Source organism: Proteus penneri (genome assembly GCF_003144535.1).
GTDB classification, from domain to species: domain Bacteria; phylum Pseudomonadota; class Gammaproteobacteria; order Enterobacterales; family Enterobacteriaceae; genus Proteus; species Proteus penneri.
Genome location: NZ_PHFJ01000009.1, coordinates 38,916 through 61,548, shown reverse-complemented (window position 1 = coordinate 61,548; position 22,633 = coordinate 38,916). Strand labels below are relative to the sequence as shown.

Annotated in this window: 20 protein-coding genes; 14 read left to right on the top strand and 6 right to left on the bottom strand. The window is 40.1% G+C overall.

Annotated features, from left to right (window positions below):
• Positions 1-3: 3 nt before the first annotated feature.
• The 6 genes from CUB63_RS11455 to aes all read left to right on the top strand — a co-directional run bounded on the left by CUB63_RS11455 (position 4) and on the right by aes (position 6,741).
• Positions 4-645: a TerD family protein gene (locus tag CUB63_RS11455; protein ID WP_109848071.1), complete on the top strand. Its 642-nt coding sequence runs from the start codon at positions 4-6 to the stop codon at positions 643-645.
• Complete coding sequence (locus CUB63_RS11450) at positions 645-1,283, top strand: vWA domain-containing protein (protein WP_072064336.1); 639 nt, start codon at positions 645-647, stop codon at positions 1,281-1,283. The genes CUB63_RS11455 and CUB63_RS11450 overlap by 1 nt, the downstream gene beginning before the upstream one ends.
• Positions 1,284-1,388: 105 nt before the next feature.
• Positions 1,389-2,429 (top strand): TerY-C metal binding domain-containing protein, encoded by a 1,041-nt coding sequence (locus CUB63_RS11445; protein WP_109848070.1) that lies wholly within the window; start codon positions 1,389-1,391, stop codon positions 2,427-2,429.
• Positions 2,429-3,925: a PP2C family serine/threonine-protein phosphatase gene (locus CUB63_RS11440; RefSeq protein WP_109848069.1), complete on the top strand. Its 1,497-nt coding sequence runs from the start codon at positions 2,429-2,431 to the stop codon at positions 3,923-3,925. The genes CUB63_RS11445 and CUB63_RS11440 overlap by 1 nt, the downstream gene beginning before the upstream one ends.
• A gap of 27 nt (positions 3,926-3,952) precedes the next feature.
• Positions 3,953-5,452 carry a helix-hairpin-helix domain-containing protein gene (locus tag CUB63_RS11435; protein ID WP_109848068.1) on the top strand — a complete coding sequence of 500 codons (1,500 nt, stop codon included), beginning with the start codon at positions 3,953-3,955 and terminating at the stop codon, positions 5,450-5,452.
• Between the two features lie 320 nt (positions 5,453-5,772).
• A complete protein-coding gene (aes, locus tag CUB63_RS11430; RefSeq protein WP_109848067.1) occupies positions 5,773-6,741 on the top strand; it encodes an acetyl esterase in 969 nt (322 codons plus the stop codon).
• On the opposite strand, the gene CUB63_RS11425 is transcribed toward aes, so the two are convergent.
• Positions 6,738-7,451, bottom strand: a complete 714-nt coding sequence (locus tag CUB63_RS11425; RefSeq protein ID WP_006536068.1) for an NUDIX hydrolase — start codon at positions 7,449-7,451, stop codon at positions 6,738-6,740. The genes aes and CUB63_RS11425 overlap by 4 nt on opposite strands.
• A 153-nt stretch (positions 7,452-7,604) precedes the next feature.
• Here CUB63_RS11425 and CUB63_RS11420 point away from each other — a divergent pair, with 153 nt between their 5' ends.
• Complete coding sequence (locus CUB63_RS11420; RefSeq protein WP_109400006.1) at positions 7,605-8,624, top strand: SPFH domain-containing protein; 1,020 nt, start codon at positions 7,605-7,607, stop codon at positions 8,622-8,624.
• Positions 8,624-9,568: a diacylglycerol kinase catalytic domain-containing protein gene (locus tag CUB63_RS11415; protein WP_109848066.1), complete on the top strand. Its 945-nt coding sequence runs from the start codon at positions 8,624-8,626 to the stop codon at positions 9,566-9,568. Before CUB63_RS11420 ends, CUB63_RS11415 begins: the two co-directional genes overlap by 1 nt.
• Here the strand turns inward: CUB63_RS11415 and CUB63_RS11410 are convergent.
• Both CUB63_RS11410 and CUB63_RS11405 read right to left on the bottom strand, forming a co-directional pair.
• Positions 9,540-9,749, bottom strand: a complete 210-nt coding sequence (locus CUB63_RS11410; protein ID WP_109848065.1) for a hypothetical protein — start codon at positions 9,747-9,749, stop codon at positions 9,540-9,542. The two genes, CUB63_RS11415 and CUB63_RS11410, sit on opposite strands and share 29 nt — an antisense overlap.
• 72 nt (positions 9,750-9,821) lie before the next feature.
• Positions 9,822-10,124 carry a phage holin family protein gene (locus CUB63_RS11405; RefSeq protein ID WP_072064343.1) on the bottom strand — a complete coding sequence of 101 codons (303 nt, stop codon included), beginning with the start codon at positions 10,122-10,124 and terminating at the stop codon, positions 9,822-9,824.
• A gap of 357 nt (positions 10,125-10,481) precedes the next feature.
• On the opposite strand from CUB63_RS11405, the gene CUB63_RS11400 reads away from it, so the two are divergent.
• The 4 genes from CUB63_RS11400 (at position 10,482) to dhaM (ending at position 14,215) form a co-directional block, all read left to right on the top strand.
• Complete coding sequence (locus tag CUB63_RS11400; RefSeq protein WP_109848064.1) at positions 10,482-10,742, top strand: Ogr/Delta-like zinc finger protein; 261 nt, start codon at positions 10,482-10,484, stop codon at positions 10,740-10,742.
• Between the two features lie 269 nt (positions 10,743-11,011).
• The gene (gene dhaK / locus CUB63_RS11395) at positions 11,012-12,076 is read left to right on the top strand and encodes a dihydroxyacetone kinase subunit DhaK (protein WP_109400008.1); all 1,065 of its coding nucleotides are present in this window, start codon (positions 11,012-11,014) and stop codon (positions 12,074-12,076) included.
• 29 nt (positions 12,077-12,105) lie between these two features.
• Positions 12,106-12,738, top strand: a complete 633-nt coding sequence (gene dhaL / locus CUB63_RS11390) for a dihydroxyacetone kinase subunit DhaL (RefSeq protein ID WP_006536081.1) — start codon at positions 12,106-12,108, stop codon at positions 12,736-12,738.
• A gap of 28 nt (positions 12,739-12,766) precedes the next feature.
• On the top strand, positions 12,767-14,215 hold the full coding sequence (gene dhaM / locus CUB63_RS11385; protein WP_109848063.1) for a dihydroxyacetone kinase phosphoryl donor subunit DhaM: 1,449 nt from the start codon (positions 12,767-12,769) through the stop codon (positions 14,213-14,215).
• 185 nt (positions 14,216-14,400) lie between these two features.
• Here dhaM and CUB63_RS11380 read toward each other — a convergent pair whose 3' ends face one another.
• From CUB63_RS11380 to CUB63_RS11370, 3 genes are read right to left on the bottom strand one after another with little or no spacing between them, the layout of a single operon-like run.
• Positions 14,401-15,678: a sigma-54-dependent transcriptional regulator gene (locus tag CUB63_RS11380; protein WP_109848062.1), complete on the bottom strand. Its 1,278-nt coding sequence runs from the start codon at positions 15,676-15,678 to the stop codon at positions 14,401-14,403.
• On the bottom strand, positions 15,656-18,031 hold the full coding sequence (locus tag CUB63_RS11375; protein WP_109848061.1) for an ATP-binding protein: 2,376 nt from the start codon (positions 18,029-18,031) through the stop codon (positions 15,656-15,658). Before CUB63_RS11375 ends, CUB63_RS11380 begins: the two co-directional genes overlap by 23 nt.
• A gap of 57 nt (positions 18,032-18,088) precedes the next feature.
• A complete protein-coding gene (locus CUB63_RS11370) occupies positions 18,089-19,378 on the bottom strand; it encodes an ABC transporter substrate-binding protein (protein ID WP_109848060.1) in 1,290 nt (429 codons plus the stop codon).
• Positions 19,379-19,690: 312 nt separating this feature from the next.
• Between CUB63_RS11370 and CUB63_RS11365 the strand changes: the two genes are divergently transcribed.
• Positions 19,691-21,028: an MFS transporter gene (locus tag CUB63_RS11365; protein WP_072064350.1), complete on the top strand. Its 1,338-nt coding sequence runs from the start codon at positions 19,691-19,693 to the stop codon at positions 21,026-21,028.
• Between the two features lie 65 nt (positions 21,029-21,093).
• Positions 21,094-22,545 (top strand): pyruvate kinase, encoded by a 1,452-nt coding sequence (gene pyk / locus CUB63_RS11360; protein ID WP_109848059.1) that lies wholly within the window; start codon positions 21,094-21,096, stop codon positions 22,543-22,545.
• The last annotated feature ends 88 nt before the right edge of the window (positions 22,546-22,633 follow it).

Below are 22,633 nucleotides of genomic sequence, written 5' to 3'. Positions count from 1 at the left end.
AATATGTCTGTTAGTTTAAAAAAAGGACAAGGTGTTAGTTTAAAGAAAAATGAATATGACCTTTCCTCTGTTACTATCGGTTTAGGCTGGGATATCAACGAAGAAAAACGCGGATTTCTTGGTGGTCTCTTTGGTAAAAAAAGCGAAGAATACGATTTAGATGTTATCGCCTTCTTATGTGGCGAAAACGGCAAAGTCAACGATTTGGGTAAAATCGAAGATGGACGACCTTCTCTCGTCAATGGCGATATTATTTTCTTTAATAGCCTACAACACAAATCAGGGCAGATTTGGTTAACAGGTGATAATCGAACAGGTGCAGGTGATGGAGACGATGAGCAGATCATCGTGAAATTAAACACACTTGATCCTAAATTTAGCAAAATCGTCTTTATTGTGCAGATTTACAATGGTCGAGAACGACAACAACACTTTGGTAAAGTACAAAATGCCTTTATCCGCGCCGTTGATGCCAAAAATATAGAAATGGCTCGTTTTGATTTATCTGGAGGCGAAGCCTTCAACAATCAACGTTCAATGCTGTTTGCTGAATTAGTCAGAGAAGAAAATGGCTGGAAACTTAACGCCATTGGTGAGCCTTCAAGTTCAGATAGCTTTATTTCTTACTTAAAGGACTTCACCTAATGAGAAGACTGCCTGTTTACCTGTTAATTGATACTTCAGGATCAATGAGAGGAGAATCAATTCATGCCGTTAACGTAGGGATACAAACTATGCTTAATGCATTGAGACAAGATCCTTACGCATTAGAAAGCGTTCATATCTCAATTATCACTTATGATAATGAAGCACGTGAATTTATCCCATTAACTGCATTAGAAGATTTCCAATTCTCTGATATCACCGTCCCTAGCTCCGGCGGTACTTTCACGGGTGCTGCGCTAGAATGTTTAATCCAATGTGTCGATCGTGATATTAAGCGTTCCGATGGTGACCAAAAAGGTGACTGGCGTCCTCTCGTCTTTTTGATGACTGATGGCACACCTTCTGATGCTTATGCTTATGGTGAAGCGATTAAAGAAGTGAAAAAACGTTCATTTGGTTCGATCATCGCTTGTGCTGTTGGCCCTAAAGCCAAACATGATCACCTTAAAGAACTCACACCTCAAGTGGTCGCTTTAGAAACACTAGACTCTAATGCCTTCTCTGGCTTTTTTAAATGGGTCTCTGCCAGTGTCGCATCAGGCAGTTCAAGTGCAGGAGTGAATACAGATAAAGATACCTTACCGCCACCACCTCCTGAAATCCAACTTGTACTGTGATCCGCAAAAGCAAAGTGCTCCAAAAGGCTTTGCTTTTATTTTATTCAGGCTTTGGTTTATCTACTCCAATACATAACAGCCACGATAAAGTAATAAGGTATAACAATGAGAAGGCTACCCATTTTCTTTGTTTTAGATTGTTCAGAATCGATGATAGGTGAAAACCTAAAAAAGATGAATGATGGTCTGACGACTATTATTAGCGATCTCAGGCGAGATCCTCACGCTCTTGAAACTGCTTGGGTTTCTGTTATCGCCTTTGCTGGCGTTGCAAAAACCATTGTTCCACTCACTGAAGTCGTCTCTTTTTATCCTCCTCAGCTTCCTTTAGGGGGAGGCACTTCATTAGGCAGTGCGTTACGAGAACTTACTCACCAAATCGATACTCAAGTTAGAAAAACCACAATTGAGCAAAAAGGTGATTGGAAACCTGTTGTTTATCTTCTTACTGACGGTAGACCAACCGATGATTACGCACAAGAGATAAAACGCTGGAAAGCCCACTACGCCAATAAAGTTAACTTAATTGCGATTGGATTAGGCTTAAGTGCTGACTTACACGCGTTATCACAATTAACTGAAAATGTACTGTTATTTACTGAAGCACAAGAAGGCGATTTCACCCGTTTTATAAAATGGATAACGATGTCTGTGGTTTCCCACAGTCGCAGTGTTGGCGAGGAAACACCTCCACTTTTAAGCAAAACCGAGCAAATTGTTCGCCTTGCCAAAGATGATGTAGCTCGTGCCTATGATGAATCTTGTGTCACATTTGTCGGCCGTTGTAGCCACACTCGATCGCCTTATTTAATGAAATATGAACGCCCACCAATGAAAGCCTCTGGACTTGATTTTAATCTCAACCTCAATGGGTTTAATTTAACGGGCTGCTACACCTTAAACGAAGATTACTTTGCATGGAGCGATCTCAGCGCTACGGCATATCAAGTGAATACCAGTGAACTTCATGGCACTCCTGGTTGCCCCTATTGTGGCAATGCCACCGCCTTCGCTGTTTGCCAATGTGGCAAATTACTCTGTGTAAATGGCCCAGAAACTGTTATTTGCCCATGGTGTGATAACAGCATCACCTTTGGAAATAACAGCAATCAATCTGACTTTGATGTCACTCGAGGTAAAGGCTAATGGATAAAAAAGCCCTACTCACAAAACTGATTATTGATGATACGCTAACTTCGCAACGCATTGCGATACATGAAGAACTGATTATTGCGTTATATGAAGATGCAGAAATCGCTCAATACATTGATTTTATTATTAGTAAAATCAAAGCAAAAACAGCAGAAAAAATTACACCACAAGATAAAGTACAACCTATTCTTCTGTTATTGCCACCCGCCCGTGATTTAGCCTCTGAAGAAATATCATTACCAGAAGAGTCCCCATTAAAACCGGGGCAAATTCCCACACACTCATCACCAATGCCAATAGAAAAACCGATTATTCACCGCCCTACGGCCAAAATTACCCTTTCTAATGCCAAAGTCGGTACAGCGTTCAATTCTACACTCAGTATCGAACTAGATACCCTCGAAATTGCCAAAATTGAAGCGGTTGATTTTCCAGAAGTAGTTGGAATAAGCTTTGATCCTGAAAGTTGTTGCTTAGTGGGTACGCCAACAAAAAGTGGCAATTTCACATTGATTGTCCATTGGTCTGTAAATGCCATTTGCTATCACGATGAAGTCTTATTAATCATCAACCCTGATCCTCGTAGCTTATGGCAAATCAATGAGCCTCCCGCCGATAGCCTTTACCCCAAAGCGCATATTGATAGCAAACTTATTCTTAAAGACAACATTCGTATCGCAGGTGCAAGTCGTCGCGGTCGCTCTCATGAACATGCAGGCACATTCCGTGATGACGATTTTTATATTCATCACGATAACCAAAGCCAATGGAATATTTTAATTGTTGCTGATGGTGCTGGCAGTGCGCGCTATTCTCGTGAAGGCTCTCGGATTGCTATCAATACCGTAAGCCACTATTTAAAATCGCAATTAAGTGTGGAGAATAAAGCACTTAAACCTCATCTTGAAACCATTCATCAATGGAATGACAATAACGCAATTAATCAATTGGGAAGCTTCTTTGCTCAACTCTTCCGTAATGCGGCTCAATTAGCGATTAATAACCTCAAAAACGAAGCCATTCATATTAATGAGCCAGTAAAATCTTTTTCTACTACGTTATTAGCCACCGTTTCTTTGCGTATCAATGACGAGCTATTTGCGGCCTCATTTTGGATGGGAGATGGTGCTATTGCCGCTTATGGCCCAGCGGGAAAAGTTCGCATTTTAGGTATTCCAGATAGTGGTGAATATGCAGGACAAACCCGTTTCCTTGATGATAGTGCGCTCAACGATGCTGAATTTAATCGACGCATTATTATTGGTAAATGGAAAGAAATTTCACACCTTATTTTAATGACAGACGGCGTTTCTGATCCGGTATTTGAAACGGATAATGGCTTACAAGATCCCAATAAATGGGCAGCGCTTATTGATGAAATATCGCCTTGTTTAGCCTCACCAGAAACCGCAGATCAAAAACTGGCCGAATGGCTAAATTTCTTTTCAGCAGGCAATCACGATGACCGCACTCTGGTTGTGGCTTGGTGATCATCAAAGAGAAAATAGGTGAGTTTCATGGCAGAGATCATTACCTGTACAACGCAAAGTGGAAAAACAGTTCAGTACGTCAATGAGATTATTGGCTCTGGCTCAATGAAAGATGTCTATTTTTCCCCTGACAAAACCTATGTTGTTGCCTTTTATAAGACAAAACAAAACGCACAAGCCAAAGATAGAATCGATATGATAACAGGCTCTTATCGACATAATATCTTTGAGCAAAGTGGTGGAGAATATTGGAAAAACCTCTTTTGCTGGCCAACAGATGTTGTTGAATATCAAGGAAAAATTGGTATTGTGGTGCCCACGTATCAATCCCACTTTTTCTTTAAATATGGCTCTAAAAACAATGACTTTCTTGCCATAAAAGGCCGAGAAAAAGAAGGTAAATGGTTTGCAAGTGCAAATAACCAAAATAAATTTCTCGATCCTCGTGAAAGAGGCAATCTATTAAATTACCTGAAAGTCTGTTTATTGCTCTCTCGTGCTGTACGCCGAATGCATGCAGCAGGCTTATGCCATAGTGATTTAAGCTATAAAAACGTGCTTATCGATCCTGAACAAGGTCATGCTTGTGTCATTGATATTGACGGTTTAGTGGTTCCTGGGAAATACCCACCTGATGTTGTCGGAACACCTGATTTTATTGCACCAGAAGTGGTAAAAACCAGTCATTTACCGAAAGAAGATCCTAACCGGATCTTGCCAAGTATCACGACTGATAGACACGCCCTTGCGGTATTAATCTATATGTATCTGTTTTATCGCCACCCTTTACGTGGCGGTAAAATTCACGATCTTGATGATGAAATGCGTGATGAGACACTCTCTATGGGTGAAAAAGCGCTGTTTATTGAACACCCAACAGATCGTAGCAATGCGGTAAAACTTAATCAGGTAAAACCGTCATCGCTACCTTGGGCTGATCCCGAAAAAATCCCATACACGATTATGGGGCCTTACCTGACGCCTCTTTTTGAAAGAGCCTTTATTACAGGATTACATGATCCTTCGCAACGGCCTACCGCTGATGAATGGGAAACGGCTTTAGTCAAAACGGTAGATTTGGTTCAGCCTTGTCAGAATAAAGATTGTGAACAGCAATGGTATGTTTTTTCTGGAAAAACACAGCCGGTTTGTCCTTATTGTCATACACCATATAAAGGACAATTGCCGATTTTAAATCTCTACTCTTCCCGTAAAGCTGGTAGCTTCAGACCAGACGATCACCGCTTAATGGTTTGGAGTAATCAATCACTCTTTCCTTGGCACGTTAATCGCCTGATTGCACCTAATGAGCGCACCACAGATGAACAAAAAAAGCGTGTAGGCTATTTTGTTTATCACAATTCAACATGGTGGCTGGTTAACGAGCGTATTGATGGATTAATGGTATTGCCAGAGAAAAAGAAAATAGCGATTGGCGATAAAATTGCATTAACCGATGGATTGCAATTTGTGTTATCGACAGAAGAAGGCGGGCGGCTTGTTGTGGTGCAATTAGTCTCAAATTAATAAAGTAAGAGAATAATCCGTTTAGTTTATTACGGGTTATTCTCTTTTTATCAATTCAACCTTTGTACTCATTCTTAAGAAGAACGCTTTTCGACCGCTGATCTGAACGCTATGATTATTTTTATTCCTAACAGCATTATTTAGTTAAGAAAAACTGTGCAATCTATCAAACTTTAGCCTTTAATTTGATATCAACGCAAAATCACATTTTCAGTGAGCCCCCCCTCAATACTTTTCTAACCTTCAATATTGGATACCAAGATCCCAGTTTATTAAGCCCTAACATTTACAATACCGCATAGTGATAATTGGAGGGGCTAATGAATATTAAAAATAAAATCAATGTGCTAGAACTTATTTCGCCAGAAATGAAGCAAGTTATGCAATATTATGCAGATAATCCGCAACCTGCGCCGGAAAGTAATGACTACCCTTCTATGCGCCTTGCTTATAATCAAGACAGACGTTATTGGAATGCAGACGCACCAGAGATGTTTAATGTAAAAGATATTTCGGTTAGTACTTCTTATGGAAATGTATTAACGCGTCTTTATCAACCCAAAGAAAAAACACCCGCAACTCTCTATTATCTGCATGGTGGCGGTTTTATTTTAGGGAATTTAGATACCCACGATCGCATTATGCGACTGCTTGCCAGCTATACTGGCTGTACCGTTATTGGTATTGATTATTCACTGTCACCGCAAGCGCGCTATCCCCAAGCCATTGATGAATCCGCACAGGTTTGTCAGTATTATCATCAAAATGCAAAACACCACAATATTAATACTCAATGTATTGGTTTTGCTGGTGACTCCGCAGGTGCCATGTTATCACTTGCCACCGTGTTATGGTTGCGTGACAAACACGTTCACTGTGGCAAAGTGAGCGCAGCTTTACTTTGGTATGGATTATATGGCTTACGTGATTCCACCAGCCGCCGACTTTATGGAGGTGAATGGGATGGATTACGCCAGCAAGATCTCGAAGAATATGATAATGCGTATTTAACCGCACTTGGCAGTCGTGACGCACCTTATTATTGCTTATTTAATAACGATTTGACGCAAGATATTCCACCTTGCTTTATCGCCAGCGCACAATACGACCCACTTATTGATGATAGTGTGACGTTATTTAAAACGCTAGAAGCCCATCAATTACCTTGTGAATATAAAATGTATTCTGGCACATTACATGCCTTTTTACATTATTCACGTATGATAAAAGTGGCTGATGACGCCATCCGAGATGGCGCCGATTATTTTGTTAAACAACTCAAAAATTAAAACTCAAGATTACGAATAAAACGATAATCTGCCGACGCCTCTTTGAGTCGATATAGACTTGCAGGGCGTCCTCTCTCTGCCCGTTTTTCACCAGTATCAATCAATAAATCTGCCTGTTCGATGCGTCGTCTAAATGATTTTTTCTGGATCTCTTTCCCAATCAAAATTTCATGAACATGTTGTAACTCAGGCAAGGTAAACACCTCGGGTAATGCAAATCCGGGAACAATTGAATAGAGTGATTTTTGCTTTAATCGCTCTCTCGCTTGTGTAATTAATTCTTGATGATCAAAGGCTAAGCTTTGTTGTGTAACCTCATCAATAGGGCACCACATTACCGAATCCACAGTATCAATATGTGCTTCACAGGCTTGATGTGCAATCAACGCGGTATAACAAACCGTTACTGACCAACCTCTTGCGTCACGCTGGCTATTTCCCACTGAACAGAGTTGCTCAATATAAGGAGGGATCACACCCGTTTTCTCTTTTAATTTTCTGAGCACTGTATCTTCAAGGCATTTGTCCTGCACTTCATCAACAAACCCACCGGGTAAACCCCATTTTCCTTTTTCAGGATGCTCCCCTCTTTTCACCAACAACACTTTTAGCTGCTCTTCATGATAAGTAAACAGCACGGCATCAACGGTGATTAGTGGAGATAGGAAATCACGACGGTTATAACTGGCTAAAAAATCTTGTTCATTCATGACGGAAGCTTTATTAGAAAACGATAAGGCTATTTTAAGGTTAAACAGCAAAAAATCAAATTTTGTCATAAAGACACTAAATCAGTTGACAACGATAGTGTCGATAGGACACAATCCAATTATTGTCATAAAGACACTTAAAAAGGAAATACTATGTTTAACTTAAATTATTTTAAAGCTGACTCATCAACATTTATCATTAAATCCGTTAATGGCAAAATCCGCCAACAAGGTAAAGGCTTAAGTTTTTGGTATAACTCAGCCACAACCTCTATTGCGGCATTACCTTTAAACGCTCAAGAAGCCCCTTTTATTTTTAACTTCCAAACCGCAGACTTTCAGGGGTTACGCATTCAAGGGCAAATTTCATTTCAGGTCAAAGCGCCTGAAAAAGCGGCAGAAGTGCTCAATTTTAACTTGAGTAAAAACGGCAAGTCTTATGCCTCTGAAGATCCACTCAAACTCAGTGATCGCGTTGTACGTATTGCACAAACCTTAATTCAAGCAAAGATCCAAAGTACCCCACTTAGAGAAGCATTATTACTCAGCCAATCATTAGTCACTTTGGTGATGGAACAATTGATTGAACACTCGTCATTAGAAGCATTAGGTATTGCAATTTTAGATGTCTCTATTGCGGCAATCACACCATCACCAGAAACTTTAAAAGCACTAGAAGCCGAAGCGAGAGAATCCTTACTGAAAGAAGCCGATGATGCCATTTATGCTCGCCGTAAATTCTCAGTAGAACAAGAACGCACCATTAAAGAAGCTGAGTTAGAAACCGATTTATCCGTTCAACGTAAACGTCAAGAAATTGAAGAAGCACGCTTAGAAAATGAACGTACATTATTACGAGAACAAGCCGAGATTGAAAAAGAGCGCCTTGAAGCGAAGGTTAATGCAGAAGCAAAACGCAAAGAATTGGTCGCGTTAAGTGCTGAAAATCAGCGAACACAATCAGAAGCCGATGCTTATGCCATTGAGGCGACTATGCGTGCTTATCGTGAATTACCAGTTGAAAACCTAAAAGCCATGGCGCTAGCAAAAATGGACTCACAACAGTTAATGGCCATGGCATTTGAAACCTTAGCGCTGAATTCAGGAAAAATTGGCGAACTAAATATCACCCCTGATTTATTTAGCCAATTCATGAAAAAAGGGGGTAAATAATGCAACGTAATAACGATTTTCGCTTCGTACTGGTGATGAGAAAAAGCCGTTTACAGGAATTAATCGAGCGTTTTAATACTTGGTCACAAGCCAAATTCTATCTAGAACACAACAATGTTGAGGTAAAGGATTACCTCAATGAACACAATTTATATCAAAAACAATTAACAGAAGCTGAACTGATTTTAAAATCATTAGGGCGTTTTCAACTTTTAGAAAGAGGTTTATTACCTAGCTATCAATTTTCACCCCACGACATTGTGGTGGTGATCGGTCAAGATGGATTGGTTGCTAATACATTAAAATACCTTAATGGACAGCCCATTATTGCCATAAATCCTGATCCATCAAGATGGGATGGTAAATTATTACCCTTTGAAATAGGGCAATTAAAAGAGACAGTCATTAATACCATTAATCAAAAAATGCCATTTAAAACGGTCACATTCGCGCAAGCGACAACCAATGATGGTCAATCACTATTAGCAGTGAATGACTTATTTATTGGCCCTAAAAGTCACACCTCCGCACGGTATATTTTACAATGGAGTGGCGTTCAAGAAGCGCAATCTTCATCAGGCATTATTGTATCAACAGGACTGGGATCAACAGGTTGGTTTCAATCTATTCTTGCTGGTGCGATGGCCATTACAGGAGAAACTTCGCACCCTCTGTTACAAGGTTTTAACTGGAGTGAACGAAAATTACAATTTAGTGTAAGAGAACCGTTTCCAAGCAGAACGACCGGAGTGGCACTCACTTTCGGCACGATTGAGCCAGATTCACCGTTGCAATTAGAATCTTTGATGCCAGAAAATGGCGTAATTTTCTCTGATGGTATAGAAGATGACTATTTACAATTTAATGCGGGTTGCATTGCCCACATCGGTATCGCTGACATACAAGGCCAATTAATTAGCCCAAAAGGATGTCAGCATATTTAGATGGATGATAAAGAAAAAAGTGAAGATCAAGACAAACATCCCTGTTTGCTTGATCTTCGATTACCGTTATTAACATCCGTTGTTCTAACGCTATATTATCTCGATGCCATCCTTGAGCAATCCAACCCAAACTAAACGCCAGTATTGCAATCCATGCATATAACGCTTGTTTGTTGAACATGACCTAACACCTTAGTCATTCGAGACAAAACTGACTTTATCGACTTTTTATGATGAAAACATATTGCACTTTTTACTTGGTATCCTCTTTTTCTTTCCCTGAAAAAAATTGATTACCTCGTTTACGTAACCAGATTTCGACTAACTGATAACCCACAATACCGAGCGCTGAGCCAATCCCCATTACTGCGACAGAATCAATTCCAGGCCATAAAATAAGCAGTGCGCCAGCAACAACAGAAACCGCCGAGCCTAAAATAATTTTGCCGATAAACAATCTTAATGTCATTGTTTCATTCGCAACGAGCATCTTTCCTAATGCAATAAAAGCGCCCACTACCACTAACGATATCAATGTGCTGTCATATTCATCCATGAATACACCTCATCTCTGATCACACTTTTTTTAACCGTAAAAAGAACCCTCTCCTCCCAACATTCATCAGATAATCTGTAAAGCGTTACTTATCTCCATATGGTTTAACGTAAAATCATTATCGACAAAGTTTGTATTTCAGGCTAGTAAGTTTGTTCGGTTATTGTCGGCTATCATGCTTTAACCGACAATAACCGAACTATTCACACCAAACAATACAAATAAACTTGTTTTATATGCCTTTAAACAACCATAAAACAAATATTTATATAAAAAAACAATAAATAGGCTGGTTATAATACAATTTTAAGCTAATATAGAAGGTATCCGATAGCCCTTAGTAAAGAGAAAAATAATATGCGTGTCTTAACTATCTTTTGTCCTGAATGTGGTGAAAAAGCGCTTATAAAGAAAAGTAATCGTAAACACAAAGAGTTATCCGATCTCTATTGCGCTTGTCGTGATCCTGAATGCGGACATACCTTTGTTTTAAACCTCACGTTTAGTCACACCCTTATGCCTAGCGCAAAAAACAAGAATACGTTGTTATTAGATGTCATTAAAAATCTTTCTCCAGAGCAACGAGATAAAGCATTGACGCTTTTGCAAAACATGTAACCATCACAAACAGATACTCTTTTTCATTTATTTTTATGATCTTGCTCCCATTCTGACAGGTTATTTGACTAACTTATTCTTATAGAAAGATAAATGATGTAGATTCATTTTTAAGCTAAATAAAAATAATTCTTATGTTTTAAATAAAACAAACACGCCGATTGATACTGTGTTTGCCAATCCTTTAATAAATAATTTGTCAGCCCCCAAACCAGAACCCCTATTTCTAGTTTGAAGACTAAACACAAATTTCAAATGGAGCATTTAAGATGAAAAAGCTGATTAATCGAGTTGATGATGTGTTATCTGAACAACTACAAGGCTTTGCAAAAGCCCATCCTGAAATCAAACTTCATCCCTCCTCTTTTTATGTCACGCGAAAAGATGCTCCAGTAAAAGATAAAGTTGCGCTATTGTCCGGCGGTGGTAGCGGGCATGAACCTATGCATGCAGGTTTTGTGGGTAAAGGAATGCTTGATGGTGCATGTCCGGGTGAAATATTTACGTCACCAACGCCAGATAAAATGTATGACTGCGCCAAAGAGATTGATAGCGGTGAAGGTGTTTTAATGATCGTGAAAAACTACACCGGTGATGTACTTAACTTTGAAACAGCAACAGAACTGCTTCATGACGACGGTGTAAAAATCGCAACTGTATTAGTTGATGATGATGTAGCGGTAAAAGATAGCTTATATACCGCAGGGCGCCGTGGTGTTGCCAATACCGTTTTAATAGAAAAACTACTGGGCGCGGCAGCAGAAAGAGGCGACTCTCTAGATGAACTAGTTAAATTAGGTCACCACATTAATAACAATGGTTTTTCTATCGGTATCGCCTTAGAAGCCTGTACGGTTCCAGCCGCAGGAAAACCCTCTTTTACTTTACCTGAAAATGAAATGGAGTTTGGTGTCGGTATTCATGGTGAACCGGGTATTGACCGCCGTAAATTTACTTCTCTCAATGATACCGTTGATGCCATGTTTAATACCTTAATTGAAAATGGTCACTATCAACGAGTGATCCGCAATTGGGATCGTGAAAACGGCACTTGGATCGATGAAAAGCAGGAAAAACAGCCGTTAAAATCTGGCGATCGCGTCATTGTCTTAGTGAATAACCTTGGTGCCACACCACAATCTGAACTTTATGGTGTTTATAACCGTTTAACTCAATGCTGTGAAAAATTTGGCTTGACCATCGAACGTTCTTTAATTGGTTCTTATTGTACTTCGCTCGATATGACAGGGATCTCAATAACGTTATTAAAAGTTGATAATGAATTACTTACCTTATGGGATGCCCCTGTGAATACACCAGCGATGGTGAAATAAGTCTTTAATCACAAGAAAAGGAACAAAAAATGGCTTTAACACATGCTCAAATCATTCTTTGGTTACAACAATGCGCATCACTTTTTGAACAAAATAGTGATTATCTGACAGACTTAGATCGTGAAATTGGTGATGCTGACCACGGTTTAAATATGAACCGAGGCTTTAGAAAAGTGCAAGAAAAACTACCTGAATTTGAAGGACAAGATATTGGCACAATCCTTAAAACCACAGGTATGACATTGCTCTCAAATATTGGTGGAGCAAGTGGCCCACTATTTGGCACCTTCTTTATTCGTGCCGCCAAACCCACGGCTGCATTGCAAAACTTAGAACTTAATCAACTTGTTGAAATGGTAACAGAAGGTGTAGAAGGCATTGTAAGCCGAGGAAAAGCAGAGCCAAATGACAAAACCATGTGTGATGTTTGGTGGCCGGTGGTTGAGTCATTAAAACACTCGAGTGAACAAAATCTTTCTATCAAAGAAGCCCTCAATCAAGCACAAGTTGTCGCTGAAAAAGCGGCTGAAAATACCATTCCGATGCAGGCTCGAAAAGGGCGAGCAAGCTACTTAGGTGAGCGCAGTATCGGACATAAAGATCCCGGCAGTGCTTCTGTGGTACTGATGATACAAGCCCTTGCAAATAGTATTAATGCATAACTGACCAAGCAACCCATAAAGGTCTACCATGATAAATATTGTTATTGTTTCTCATAGTAAACATCTCGCAGATGGTGTGGCAGAACTTGCCAGTCAGATGCTTAATCCAACTCATTGCCAGCTTGCGGTTGCCGCAGGTGTCAACGATGACGAACATGCCATTGGCACTGATGCCGTTAAAATTATGACGGCGATAGAATCGCTTTCACCAGCACAATCTATTGTTGTGATGATGGATTTAGGTAGTGCAATACTAAGTGCAGAAACTGCGATTGAGTTACTTGATCCAGAGCTAGCTGAGAAAGTCACCCTCTGCTCAGCGCCTTTAGTTGAAGGAACGCTTGCTGCAGTTGTAGCCGCATCTTCAGGCGCATCACTAGAAAAAGTGATTGAAGAAGCTTCAAATTCTTTATATCCAAAGAAAATCCAACTTGGTGAAAATTTCGTTCAATCTAAAAATGATATTAATGCCACTGTCAAAATTCACGGTAAAGAGGCAAGTTGGGTTGTTCGTAATCCCCATGGTCTACACGTCAGACCGGCCGCAACGTTAGTTGAGGTACTTTCTGCTTTTCAGGCTGATTATCAATTAGTTAAAGGGGATAGGCGTATTAATCCTCTCAGTTTAAATCAGCTTTCATTAATACAAATTCGCCAAGGTGATGAGATAACGCTAATTGCCTCTGGTGAACAAGAAGAGGAGGCGATTGCAGCTTTTCTTGAACTTGCCCAAAATGGCTTTGGAGAGGAGTTATCTTCTGATTCTAATACCCTAACATTAAAAGGCATTTTAGCCCCCGTCACCCAAATTAAGGCCCCTGCTTTTATTTGGCATGAAATAGAACTTTCACCTATCGAAAACTTATCTGAACCGATTGATATTGATGCTCAAATCGGCAAACTTAAATTTGCAATAAAAAGCACGCTAAAAGCACTAAAACAGAGTGCCAATAAAGCTAGTGAAAAATTAGGTGAGCATATCGGTGCCATTTTTAACGGCCATATCATGATGTTAGATGATGATGAATTAATCACAAGTGTGATTGATCGCATCAAAGAAAAGAAGATCAGTGCCCAGCAAAGTTGGTCAGATGAAATGCAAGAAAGAACACAGTTGTATTGTGCTCTCACCGACCCTTATTTACGCGCACGTGAACTCGATCTTCGTGATCTGCGTAATCAAGTACTTTATCATTTACAAGATAAAACTCGCCCAAGCTTTACCCCTTCACAACCCGCTATCTTGGTCGCCAAAGAGATTTTTCCTTCCACATTAATTCAATTGGAATATAAAAAATTCGTGGGAATAGTGTTAGCCAAAGGCGATGTCCTTTCTCACAGTGCCATTATCGCGTCTGAAATGCATTTACCCATGTTAGTAAATTTGGGGCCTGAACTATTAAAAGTGACTGAATCTCAGATGCTAAAATTAGACACAAATAAGGGCGAGTTAAGTATTGAACCAATAATGCCATAACCCTTTTTTCAATTCATCTACACAAAAAACCCGCACAATAGTGTGCGGGTAAGTCAACGAAAAACGCTATTGATAAGAAGACAGTACTTGCTATTGCTATAAAGGGAGTTACTCCCTTTACTCAAACAGGTGTTTTGGATATCCAACCCGCCCTTAAGGACGGGCTTTACGGCATGCTGGGTAAATCAAACTTTTGGCTTATAGCTATCTTTATCGAGATCATGTTTTTTCATTCGTAAATATAGCTTCTTACGTGGAATACCCAAATAATCCGCCACATCACTCACTCGACCCACAAATAAATATAACGCATCCTCAATTAATCGACGCTCATATTCATCTATAAGATTATCCAAAGGGCCTTCTGGTGGGATAATGGCTCGATGTTGTTCACTATCAACCATTTTCACAATGCCTACCGCATAGAGTTCAGCCACATTTCGTAACTCACGAATATTTCCTGGCCAATCGTAACGCTTTAAAATATCGAGGTAATTACGATCAATCTTCGGTACTGCAATACCGAGTCGTTGCGCACTTTGTCTCAAAAATGCTCTAAATAGCGGAATAATATCAGGGCGTCTTGCACTTAACGGAGGCAATGAAAAAGTGATTTGTGAAAAATAGTAATAAAATTCAGGGATTAATCGCCCTTCGGTTACCAATTGTTGTGTATTATTTTCTAAAATCGCAATCGTTCTAAAATGGCGTTTTCCTTGACGTTCCATATCTAATAGATAAGAGCTTAGCCAACGTTGAGCTTCTGATGATAAATCATAAGGAGAACGCAAAATTAATGTTCCAACTTCATCCGCTTCAATTTGAGCAATAACCTGTTTGATATCAGATAAACTTTGACAATCAACTGTTTGGATAGCTTTATCACTGTGCGGGCTTAACTCATGTAAGAGTTGAGCGAGAAGGTGACGTCCCGTTCCCATCTCTCCTTCTATCATTAAATCTTTATCAATATCGGCAATTTGTTGTACTTGTTCTCTGATCGCGGTGATTTGCGCGCTATCTCCCACTAATCGCTCTTGTGTCGTGCTTATTATGGCATTTCTCAGAGAAAGAATGGATTGACGCTCTTTATGAGCCTTCGCCACTAACTCTAAGAAAGCAGGAGGATTAATTGGCTTTTCAATAAAATCATAAGCGCCTTTTTTTACCGCTTCTACTGCTAACGGTATATCCCCATGGCCAGTGATCATGATAACGGGGATACGAGGGTCAATTTGTTTAATGCGCTCTAACACTTCCATACCATTCATTGCTGGCATATAGATATCAAGCACAACAGCACCTTGCCATTCTGGTGTTAAAAGGCTTAATGCTTTTTCTGGTGAGTCAGTTACTCTGGCAATCATTCCCGCAAGATTAAGCAAATGACGATAAGATTCGAGAATATCTTCATCATCATCAATTAATAAAACGTCAATATCATGCATGTGTGATTGTGTCATCTGTAAACTCCAAAACAACCATGGCGCCACCCTTTAATGTAGAGGCCAAGTAAATTTCATAACCAAACCGTTGCATAATTGAACGGCAAATGGATAACCCTAACCCAAGCCCCACATCTTTTGTGGTTGTAAATGGGGTAAATAATTTGGGTAAAACCTCTGAATTGAATCCTTTTCCACTATCAGCGATCGCCACTAATTTTCTTTTGGGATCAACAGATAAAAGATCAATGGTGATCTGACTTTCACCAAGACCCGCAATAGCGTCCATCGCATTAACAAACAAATTAACTAAGACTTGTTCAATTTGTGTCGGATCTGCACAAATGGTTAATTCATCAGGAATATTATTCTTAATAATGCACTGCTCTCGTTTAGAACGAGACTCTACCAACACCATCGCGCTATCTACCAGCTCTTTTAATGGTGCTGATACAAAGCTAATTTCAGATGAAGATTTACGAGAGAAATTACGCAATGCCGTAATAATTCGATTCATTCGCGCACACAGCTTTTCGATACGTTCGATTGAATCAGGTAATTGATCATATTTTCCCATCTGCATAGTCAGTTTTGCACTGTAAAGATAGGTATTAATTGCAGAAAGTGGCTGATTAAGCTCATGTGCAAGGCTTGTCATCGCCTGACCCACAACCGCCATTTTAGCAGCCTGTACAAGCTCTTCTTGTGTCTGAATTAAATGTTTTTGTGCCTGTTCACGACGCAACATCTCTTCATTTAATTGCTGGTTTTTATCCTGTAAATCTTGTGTTTTTAATGCCACCAGCCGTTGAAGCTCTAATCGGCTTAACTCTTGGCGCGTAATATCTGTGATAGTCACAATATATTTGTGTTCATCTTTATGTGGATATTCTCGAATATTAAATTGTAAGAAATGAGGCTCACCCGCTTTTACCATTCGAATAATACATTCACTCTGCCCTAATAAATAGAGCTGGCCACTTGAGCTAAATTGAGTTTTTAGCATCGTGCTGGCTTCGCCACTAAACAGCAACCAAAGCGGTTTGCTATTTTGCTCTTTTCCTGTACCTAAGAGTGTTGCCGCACTTGGATTAACCGTTTCTATCCTGCCATCGTGGTGACAGGTAATTAAACTCGCATCCGTGTTATTAATAAGATTTAACGCATTACTAGCTTCAACTTCTTTCATTTGACGCCAAAATCGACGAAGTCGCCGACTTAATAGACCAATTTCATCTTGTCCTTCAATCAGTACAGGCTCGGTTAAATTACCGTTAGCGACATGCGCTAAGTCATCACTGAGTTTATTCAATCTTGCGATAAGTCTTCTATCGATTAAGATTTTCATCACAATAATACTCAGCAAAAGTGATGCAATAATGATGACAACAATAACGATTTTCCCCGTTGCCATCAGTTTACGAGTATTATCATTAAGCTTATTTAGCGCTTCACTGGTAGCAAAAACATTGCTTCTTACAGCACTATCAAATTGTGATAATTTTTCATTCAGTTCAGGAGTTAATGCTTTGAGCTTTTTTTCGTTTTCTACATCATCAATCAATGTCTGGTAGATATCACCGTCATAACGCGTAATGGCAATAATCTCTTGTAATATCTGGCGGTGAGCAATAGTTGATGGATAGCTTTTTAGCTTTTGATTTAAGGCGATTATTTCATCAATCTTAACACTGATATAATGAAAAGCGACATCAATATCACGGCTATAGCGTTGATGAGCAATTTCTTCAACTAAACTAATTAACTCATTTTCCGTAGTAAATAATTCTTGTAATAATGTGGATTCAAGTAAAAGTTGTAGGCTGTTTTCCTGTACATTTTTCTCATTAATCATTTGGCTAACATGCCACTCAATTTCATTAAGTAGCGGTTTAATATCTTCACCAACAGCGTCATGCATCCATGCTAATTGACCTAATAATTGAGCAAGCCTATTTTCCAATTCTCGACGCTTATCCAGTAACACATCTTGCTGATCAATTAATGCCGACAGTTCGTCAACAAGTTGAGTATAAAAATCACGCTGTGGCTTTTGCTCAATAGGAAACTCACGCAAATTATCGAGTAACTGATGAATTTCCTGCTGTTGTTGCTCTGAAACTGATTTTCTCTGTGTCTGTTCTCGCTCTTTTAATAGCATTTGTAAATTGGTGCTATAACGTTCCATATTATAGCTAGTGGTTAACATCGGTAGAGACTCCCCCACTGACGCATTAATCTGTGTCGCCAATTTTCCCCACATAAAAAAGATCACCACACCAATTAATAGGGTGAGTAAAGAACTAAAGATAAACGCCATATACAAACGTCTACCTAATTTACCAAATTGTTTAGGCACTAATAATTTCATCCGTAAGACCTTTCATAAAAACAGCGCTTCCTGCTGTATATCTGAACCACAAGGCGGTTAGGGTGATTTGTTTTCTCTTAATAAAGCGCGTGCTTGTTCAAGTTTTTCTGCTTCTAATGTACGCCATTGATACAGCACAGCTAACGCTTGATCGGAATACTCTCGCTGATCGGCTTCCTTCATAAATAACGCTTGTAATGTCGGTGAATTAGCCTCTTTCTCACTAATAAGCACTGAACTTGCTATTTTTCGTGCTTTACTGATCGCATCAAGACGTTCTGACGTTTTATTTTCCTGTCTTTCAGCTTCATGGATATCACTCCAAACTTGGCGCATTAACGGAAAATTATGGGTGATCATTTGATCAAATAACGCATTAACCACTTCACTACGACGATAAGCCTCATTGCTGTTTAAAATAAATTCTGTGTTATTAGCCAGTTCATCGTTATTACGTAAGATCTCTTTGCTTAACGGGATCTTTGCCATATCACTTTTATAGATGATCTCTTGTCCTTCATCCGATAAAAGAAAGGCAATAAATTTGGCCGCGGTGTTTCTTTTACTGCTTTCCGCCACAATAGCGACATAAGCCGGCAAAATAATCGACTTATCAAAATAGCTAAACTCAACAAAATCAAAGCGTTTTTGATGGTTAAAAGCGTAGTTATCAATAATTGGCCCAGCGCCGACAATACCTCTAGCGATAGCATCACTAACACGTGAACTGCGTGCAGAAATGGAAGAAAGATTCCCACTGGTTTCCAGTAAAATCTGCCATCCTCGCTCCCAGCCATACTCTTGTAACACATTTTCCACCATCAATTGCATCGTGCCAGAGTTCGCTGGTGTAGTCATGGTTAAGTGCCCTTGATAAATAGGATCACTTAAATCAATCCAGCTTTTTGGTGCAGGAAGCCCCCATTTTTGCAAGTATTGTGTATTGCTCATAATACCAATACCAGAATAACCAACCGTGGTTATCTTATCGTTTAAGATATCACTATGACGAGTTAACCATTTTGGCGTTTCATAATTGACAGGTAACCGCGCCAGCAACCCTTCTCTATCTAAATGATGAAAAAAGTTAGCCGATGACGACATCACAATATCAACAGGCTGTGTGGGATATTGTTTCATCATACGTGTTGCTATCGCGACACGACGATAAACCACTTGCACTTTGGTATCAGGATAACGTGCGCTAAAAGCTTCTGTGAGTGGTCTCATTGGTGTATCTGAAAGCGTCGTCAATATAACAAGCGGCTGCTCATCACTACGCACAGGTGTGATAAACAGCCAACTAAACAATAAATAGACGAGACTAAGTGTTATTTTTATTCTCATGACATACCCCTGATTTTGTTTTGAATAAACATAAAAATGTGTCGAACTTCAAACTTCTGATATTTAGCAATATTTATTATTTTGAGCTAATGAGTCCCTAATGACCCATTTACAACAATGATACGACGATATCTTCACTCATTTTTAAACCAACACCTAATAGCGATGTTACAAATTTGACTCACCGATTCAGCAGAATGTGTCATCGATGACTCAAATTCCCTCTTTTGCACCAAGATGACCTAAATGAATAGCATCAGCTCTGAAAACCAAAATCAGCTTCAGACATGAATAATATTCGGAGTCATCTCTATGCTAAGTTTCTTTAAAACCAGAAAGGATCTGCCGCTAATAGAAGCGTCAAGTGAAAAGATCCGCGCAATATATAAAAAGCACCAATGGCAGGTCTTCTTTGGTCTTGTTCTTGGTTATGCCATGTTCTATGTGGTTCGTATGGCACTCGGTGTGGTGAAAAAACCTATGCTGGATGCAGGTATCGTAACCACCGCTGAACTCGGTTTAATGGGTTCTGCGTTCTTCTTTACCTATGCATTTGGTAAGTTCTCTAACGGCTTCTTATCAGATTATGCCAATATTGGACGCTTTATGTCCATATCGTTAATTGCCTCTTCCTTTGTTTGTATCTTCATGGGAATGTCAACGGCGAGCCTGTTCTTTATCCTGTTATGGGGTATTAACGGTTGGTTCCAATCTGTCGGTTCAGCACCTTCTTGTGTCTCTATCTTCCAATGGTTCTCACCAAAACAGCGCGGTACCGTTTATTCCATCTGGGGTGGCTCGCGTAATATTGGTGAAGCAATTACCTGGATCTTGACTGCAACCATAGTGAGCTTCTTCGGCTGGCGTGCAGGTTTTATCGGTGCCGGTATCGCGGGTATTGCGGCAGGTATCATCTTACTGATGATCTTAAAAGACCGTCCTCGTACTTATGGCTTACCTGATCCAGCAACCGCGTATGGCGAAGAGTCAGAAGCCGTTAAATCAAGTGACCCGAAAGAAACACGTCGCGCTCAATTATTCATATTAAAACAACCAACAGTATGGATCATTGCAGCAGCTTGTGCAGCTATGTATATCTCTCGCTACGCAATCAGCTCATGGGCCGTTCTTTACCTGCAAGGTTCAAAAGGTTATTCACTGATTGATGCTGGTTTTGCGATGTCAACTTACCCTATTGCCGGTTTCTTTGGTGCAATCTTAGCGGGTATGGCTTCAGACAAACTGTTTAACGCTAACCGTCATATTCCTACACTGATTTATGGTCTGGCTAACATCGCTGGTTTCGCACTGATGTTCTGGGGTCCTCAAAGCCGTGTAATGGATGCTGTTGCATTAAGTATGGTTGGTTTTGCAATGGGGGGTCTGGTTGTGTTCTTAGCGGGCTTAACCGCTTGTGACTTAATGCCGAAAAACGCAGTTGGTGCAGTAAAAGGCTTTATCGGACTGTTTGCTTACATTGCCGCATCTGCGCAAGAGTTAATTTCAGCATCACTGATTAAAGTTACTCAAGTTGGCGATATCACTCACTACGACTTCACCACAGTACAGTACTTCTGGATTGGTTCTGCCATCGCCTCCATGATTTTAGCGACGCTAGTCTGGAATGCGAAAAAAGTGACCATGGATTAATGAATTAATTAAGTTGTCATCAAGGGATACCGTTGGGTATCCCTCTTTAAAAAGAGAATGTCATTATGCGTAAGACAAAAATTGTTGCGACTCTTGGCCCAGCTAGCTGCACAGAACAGATGATCGAAAAACTGATTTTGGCAGGTGCTAACGTATTTCGTTTAAACTTTTCACATGGTACTAGCGAACAGCATCAGACTACAGCCGCAACTATCCGTCAGGTCGCAGAAAAACATCGTGTATTTATCGGGATCTTAGCTGACCTTCAAGGCCCGAAAATTCGTATCGCTAACTTTAAGAATGATTCCGTTAAATTAACGCAAGGCGATAGCTTTATCCTAAATGCAGATCTTGATCCAACATTAGGGGATGAGCAACAAGTTGGCTTGGATTATCCTCAACTTGTTCAGGAAGTCACACCAGGGAATATTCTGCTACTCGACGACGGTAATATCCAATTACAAGTCAGCGCAGTAAATAATAATCAAATTGAAACAAAAGTGACTGTAGGTGGAAAACTCTCTAACCGTAAAGGTATTAACTTACTCGGCGGCGGTTTATCAGCACCTGCGTTAACAGAAAAAGACAAACAAGACATACACACAGCCGCCGCGATTGGAGCTGATTATATTGCAGTGTCATTCCCACGTAATGGTGCTGATATTGAATATGCGCGCAGTTTAGTGATTGCGGCAGGAAGCCATGCCAAAATCGTTGCTAAAGTCGAGCGTGCTGAAGTGGTTTCTTGTGAAGCCAATATGGATGACATTATTAAAGCGTCAGACGTCATTATGGTGGCACGAGGTGACTTAGCGGTTGAAATCGGTGATGCCAGCTTACCGGGCGCTCAGAAGCAATTAATCGCACGTTGTCGTGCATTAGGCTGCCCTGTGATCACGGCAACCCAAATGATGGAGTCAATGATTGAAAGCCCAATGCCAACCCGTGCCGAAGTCATGGATATTGCGAATGCTGTTGGTGATGGTACTGATGCGGTAATGCTATCAGCCGAAACGGCGGCAGGAAAATATCCAGTCGAGGCGGTTAGTGCAATGGCGCGTGTTGCTGAAGGAGCCGAACGCTCTTTTGCAGCTAATGCTGAAAACCCATGGCAATCTCCGTCTTATTACTCACAAACAGGTCGTTGGATTGCTCTGGCAGCTGCGACAAGCGCCTTCCATGATGACAAGCATTTAAGTGTTGCAGCATTAACAGAAAATGGTAAATCAGTGACCTTATTGTCACGTTTTATGCCAAACAACAACGTATATGCATTAACAGATAATCCCGCACTTGCGGGTCAATTAACGGTATTACGTGGTGTAACACCTGTGGCTTATCAACGTCAAAATAATAATGACTGTGATGAAAACATCATGCAAAAACTGCAAACAGAGGGATTATTAACAGACATGAATTCACTCTTGATCACTCGTTTATCAACCTTTGAAAAAACCGGTGAAAGCGACTGTTGTCATCTTGTTCCTGTAAAACAAGTTGAAGCAACAACTGCTTGAGTGTCTTCCATCAAGGGGCTTATGAGAGAGGCAACCTGAAGTAAATAATAAAAAAAAGAGCACACCAAAATCATTTTAGCCACAGGGA

Bases quoted from the DNA above. Each gene is read 5' to 3' on its own strand.
- CUB63_RS11455 (WP_109848071.1), top strand. From the start codon at position 4: ATGTCTGTTAGTTTAAAAAAAGGACAAGGTGTTAGTTTAAAGAAAAAT.
- CUB63_RS11450 (WP_072064336.1), top strand. From the start codon at position 645: ATGAGAAGACTGCCTGTTTACCTGTTAATTGATACTTCAGGATCAATG.
- CUB63_RS11445 (WP_109848070.1), top strand. From the start codon at position 1,389: ATGAGAAGGCTACCCATTTTCTTTGTTTTAGATTGTTCAGAATCGATG.
- CUB63_RS11440 (WP_109848069.1), top strand. From the start codon at position 2,429: ATGGATAAAAAAGCCCTACTCACAAAACTGATTATTGATGATACGCTA.
- CUB63_RS11435 (WP_109848068.1), top strand. From the start codon at position 3,953: ATGGCAGAGATCATTACCTGTACAACGCAAAGTGGAAAAACAGTTCAG.
- aes (WP_109848067.1), top strand. From the start codon at position 5,773: ATGAATATTAAAAATAAAATCAATGTGCTAGAACTTATTTCGCCAGAA.
- CUB63_RS11425 (WP_006536068.1), bottom strand. From the start codon at position 7,451: ATGAATGAACAAGATTTTTTAGCCAGTTATAACCGTCGTGATTTCCTA.
- CUB63_RS11420 (WP_109400006.1), top strand. From the start codon at position 7,605: ATGTTTAACTTAAATTATTTTAAAGCTGACTCATCAACATTTATCATT.
- CUB63_RS11415 (WP_109848066.1), top strand. From the start codon at position 8,624: ATGCAACGTAATAACGATTTTCGCTTCGTACTGGTGATGAGAAAAAGC.
- CUB63_RS11410 (WP_109848065.1), bottom strand. From the start codon at position 9,749: ATGTTCAACAAACAAGCGTTATATGCATGGATTGCAATACTGGCGTTT.
- CUB63_RS11405 (WP_072064343.1), bottom strand. From the start codon at position 10,124: ATGGATGAATATGACAGCACATTGATATCGTTAGTGGTAGTGGGCGCT.
- CUB63_RS11400 (WP_109848064.1), top strand. From the start codon at position 10,482: ATGCGTGTCTTAACTATCTTTTGTCCTGAATGTGGTGAAAAAGCGCTT.
- dhaK (WP_109400008.1), top strand. From the start codon at position 11,012: ATGAAAAAGCTGATTAATCGAGTTGATGATGTGTTATCTGAACAACTA.
- dhaL (WP_006536081.1), top strand. From the start codon at position 12,106: ATGGCTTTAACACATGCTCAAATCATTCTTTGGTTACAACAATGCGCA.
- dhaM (WP_109848063.1), top strand. From the start codon at position 12,767: ATGATAAATATTGTTATTGTTTCTCATAGTAAACATCTCGCAGATGGT.
- CUB63_RS11380 (WP_109848062.1), bottom strand. From the start codon at position 15,678: ATGACACAATCACACATGCATGATATTGACGTTTTATTAATTGATGAT.
- CUB63_RS11375 (WP_109848061.1), bottom strand. From the start codon at position 18,031: ATGAAATTATTAGTGCCTAAACAATTTGGTAAATTAGGTAGACGTTTG.
- CUB63_RS11370 (WP_109848060.1), bottom strand. From the start codon at position 19,378: ATGAGAATAAAAATAACACTTAGTCTCGTCTATTTATTGTTTAGTTGG.
- CUB63_RS11365 (WP_072064350.1), top strand. From the start codon at position 19,691: ATGCTAAGTTTCTTTAAAACCAGAAAGGATCTGCCGCTAATAGAAGCG.
- pyk (WP_109848059.1), top strand. From the start codon at position 21,094: ATGCGTAAGACAAAAATTGTTGCGACTCTTGGCCCAGCTAGCTGCACA.